Annotated in this window: 4 protein-coding genes; 2 read left to right on the forward strand and 2 right to left on the reverse strand. The window is 38.7% G+C overall.

What is annotated here, in order from left to right; translation table 11 throughout:
* Positions 1 to 602 precede the first annotated feature (602 nt).
* On the forward strand, positions 603 to 818 hold the full coding sequence (locus tag RYL77_RS08830) for a hypothetical protein (protein WP_001130036.1): 216 nt from the start codon (positions 603 to 605) through the stop codon (positions 816 to 818).
* A 243-nt stretch (positions 819 to 1,061) separates the two neighbouring features.
* Here RYL77_RS08830 and RYL77_RS08835 read toward each other — a convergent pair whose 3' ends face one another.
* The gene (locus tag RYL77_RS08835; RefSeq protein WP_000189477.1) at positions 1,062 to 1,802 is read right to left on the reverse strand and encodes an amino acid ABC transporter ATP-binding protein; all 741 of its coding nucleotides are present in this window, start codon (positions 1,800 to 1,802) and stop codon (positions 1,062 to 1,064) included.
* On the reverse strand, positions 1,802 to 3,367 hold the full coding sequence (locus RYL77_RS08840; protein ID WP_125446873.1) for an ABC transporter substrate-binding protein/permease: 1,566 nt from the start codon (positions 3,365 to 3,367) through the stop codon (positions 1,802 to 1,804). Before RYL77_RS08840 ends, RYL77_RS08835 begins: the two co-directional genes overlap by 1 nt.
* A gap of 138 nt (positions 3,368 to 3,505) precedes the next feature.
* Here RYL77_RS08840 and RYL77_RS08845 point away from each other — a divergent pair.
* The coding region (locus tag RYL77_RS08845) for a DUF2207 domain-containing protein (RefSeq protein WP_315011001.1) at positions 3,506 to 4,016 on the forward strand (511 nt) is incomplete at its 3' end.

A 4,016-nucleotide genomic window follows, 5' to 3' on the forward strand; every position in this document is an offset into this window, starting at 1 on the left:
AATATAATAGGAATTAGAAAAAATAATCAATACTAATGAGAAGCCTTATACTGAGTTAACTGAGAAGAGTGATAAGATACTAAGAAGATAAAAAAGTGGAAAATGTTAGAAGATAGGATACTATTGTCTCCTAACTACTCATCTTTTTATAGGTTTGAAGAAATAAAAAGGAATATTGATAAAGTAAATAAATAGTACCAGTTGATCAAGTGAAAAGTGCTTATAAAGGCAGGAAGAATATCAAAGAAGGAGAAGAGAAATAATAGTTAGTAATAGTGTGGAGAGAAAGTCTTTCACTATTAGAAATATTGTTTTAAAGTTGGATAAATAGAATAAAGTTGAAGATAAAACCTGTCTAACCTATCCTGAACTGGCATTTGTAAATTATGAATATTTTTACAAACAAAAGAGTTAATAATACAATTATTTTAAAGGTATTTACTAATGGTTTATAGTAAGTAAAAACCTATATATTATCGGCTTTAATAAGATAGTAACAGAAAAATAAATCATTAATTTTATTGAATATATGTTTTTTTATTGACAAAACACATAAAAACGTATACAATTAAATATCGTAAAGAAGAAAATAGGAGAAGGACATGGCTAAGTCAAACTTTGAAAAAGTAGAATCAGTTGTTGGCTGGGTTCGTGATAAGAAAATCACAGGCTACCGTATCTCTAAAGAAACGAATGCGCGTGAAATGTCTATCATTGCTCTAGCGCAGGGTCGTGCAAAAGTAAAAAATATTTCATTTGAAACAGCTCTAGGTTTAATTGATTTCTATGAAAAAAATCATGAAAAATTTGAAGATTAATCTTTGGATAATGGCGGATTCTTGAATAAGGTCTGCCTTTTCATTTTGATACTCAATGAAAATCAAAGAGCAAACTAGGAAGCTAGCCGTAGGCTGCTCAAAGCACTGCTTTGAGGTTGTAAATAAGACTGACAGAGTCAGTAACATATACCTACGGCAAGGCGAAGCTGACGTGGTTTGAAGAGATTTTCGAAGAGTATGAGGACAGCAAAAAGACTGCACGATTGATGCAGCCTTTTCTTTTTATTTGAGATAGCGTTGAAGGAACTCTTTTGTACGGTCTTCTTTAGGATTGGTGAAGAGGTCTTCTGGTTTGCCTTCTTCAGCGATTACACCCTTATCCATGAAGATAACACGGTGAGAGACATCACGGGCGAATTCCATTTCGTGGGTTACGACAATCATAGTCAAGCCTTCCTGAGCCAGATCTTGCATGATTTTGAGGACCTCTCCAACCATTTCTGGATCGAGAGCTGATGTTGGTTCATCAAAGAGAATGGCGTCAGGATTCATTGAAAGGGCACGAGCGATAGCCACACGTTGTTTTTGACCGCCTGAGAGTTGTTTTGGTTTGGCTTGCCAGTAGCGTTCTCCCATGCCGACCTTTTCAAGGTTTTCTTTGGCAATTTTTTCAGCTTCTGTACGCTCGCGTTTAAGGACAGTTGTCTGAGCGACAATTGTATTTTCAAGAACGTTGAGATTTTCAAAGAGGTTAAAGGATTGGAACACCATCCCCAACTTTTCACGGTATTGCGTGAGGTCATAGCCTTTTTCGAGGACGTTTTGTCCATGATAAAGAATTTGTCCATCAGTTGGCGTTTCAAGTAGGTTAATGGAGCGTAGGAAGGTTGATTTCCCGCTTCCAGAGCTTCCGATGATAGAGATGACCTCTCCCTTGTGGACAGTGAGAGAAATGTCTTTTAGCACTTCGTTTTGGCCATAGGATTTTTTGAGGTGTTTAATTTCAAGGATTGCTTGTGTCATTATTTCAAATCCTCCGTTTGCATTTGGTTAGCACCTGTAGTATAGGTATCCATGTCCATTCGACGTTCGATGAAGCGGAGGATACGTGTTACGGTGAAGGTGAGGACAAAGTAAATCACGGCGATGATTGTAAATGTCTGGAAGTATTGATAAGTTTGAGTTGCCACGGTATTTCCTGAGAAATAAAGTTCGACAACAGAGATAACGTTCAATACAGATGTATCTTTGATATTGATGACAAATTCATTACCAGTTGCTGGTAGGATATTACGGACTACCTGAGGTAGGACAATCTTACGCATGGTTTGGTTATGAGTCATACCAAGAGCAGTCGCAGCTTCAAATTGTCCCTTGTCAACTGCTAGGATACCACCACGGACGATTTCAGTCATGTAGGCACCGGTATTGATTGAAACGATGAAGATAGCAGCCAGTGTACGGTCAAGGTTGATACCGAAAGCTTGGGCAGTTCCATAGTAGATAACCATCGATTGAACAATCATAGGTGTACCACGGAAAATTTCAATGTAGACATTGAGGATCCAGCCGACTAGTTTTTGTAGACCATAAATGGCTTTATTCTCAGATAGAGGAGCAGTACGGAAGACACCAATGGCAAGGCCGATAATGAGACCTGTGATGGTTCCGACGATAGAGATTAAAAGAGTGACACCAGCACCACGCAAAAGTTGTTGCCAGTTTTCAGAAAGAATTTTAGCGACTTGGCTAAAGAAACTACTGCTAGTCTCTTCAGTTGTAGTGGCTTCGGCAGGTTGCTCCTTGATCATACGATCCATCAGGGCAACTTGGTCATCTTTAGAAATAGTTTCAATGCTGGCATTGATTTGGCTAATACGATTGTCATCTTTACGAAGTCCAATGGCAATAGCTGTATCTTCTTCTCCAGTTTTAAAACCTGGTTCTACTTGAACCATTTTAAACTTAGAGTTAGCAGCTTCGGCAGTCAGAGCTTCTGGGCGTTCAGAAACATAAGCATCGATGACACCGGCCTCAAGAGCTTGGCGCATTTGAGCGAAGTCTCCCATGGCTGTTTCTTTTTTAGCACCTGGGATTTGTGCAATCAAGTCATAAAGGTAGACACCTTGTTGAGAAGTGATTTTCGCACTGTTAAAGTCATCCAAAGATTTAGCACTTGCGTAGGCAGAATCTTTTTTGACAAGCAAAACTGGTTCGCTAGTGTAGTAACTGCTTGAAAAGGCAATTTCTTGTTTGCGTTCGGCAGTTGGACTCATACCTGCGATAATCATGTCAATCTTACCAGAAGTAAGGGCAGGGACTAGACCTTCCCACTTGGTTTTAACAACCAAAGGTTCTTTACCTAAGTCCTTAGCGATTTTCTTGGCGATTTGAACATCGTATCCATTAGCATACTGGTTAGTCCCATCGATTTTGACAGCCCCATTGCTATCATCATCCTGGGTCCAGTTAAAGGGAGCATATGCTGCTTCCATCCCGATGCGTAAATATTCATCGGCTTGGGCAACATTGACAAGTCCTAGCATCAGCAAGAGACTTGTGAAAATAGATAAGTATATTTTTCTCATGATTTCTCCTATTTCTAATCTATTAAAAAATAACTGTCTCCTATTTTATCGAAAAAAACTCTATTTTTCAATATAGGTAAGCCCTTACTTGAGAAAAAATGATATAATGATAGCAAAGATAAAAAGGGGGCTTAGTTGATGAAAAAAACTTTTTTCTTACTGGTGTTAGGCTTGTTTTGCCTTCTTCCATTCTCTGTTTTTGCCATTGATTTCAAGATAAACTCTTATCAAGGGGATTTGTATATTCATGCAGACAATACAGCAGAATTTAGACAGAAGATAGTTTACCAGTTTGAGGAGGACTTTAAGGGTCAAATCGTGGGACTTGGACGTGCTGGCAAGATGCCTAGTGGATTTGAGATAGATCCTCAACCAAAGGTTCAGGCTGCGAAAAATGGTGCTGAACTAGCAGACGTTACTAGCGAAGTGATAGAAGGAGCAGATGGTTATACTGTTAAAGTTTATAATCCAGGCCAGGAAGGCGACACAGTTGAAATTGACCTTATCTGGAACTTAAAGAATTTGCTTTTCCTTTATGATGATATCGCTGAATTAAATTGGCAACCTCTGACAGATAGTTCAGGGGCTATTGGGAAGTTTGAATTTCATGTAAGGGGAGACAAGGGGGCTGAAAAACTCTTTTTCCATA

The sequence above is a fragment of the uncultured Streptococcus sp. genome, assembly GCF_963516515.1.
Lineage (GTDB): Bacteria > Bacillota > Bacilli > Lactobacillales > Streptococcaceae > Streptococcus.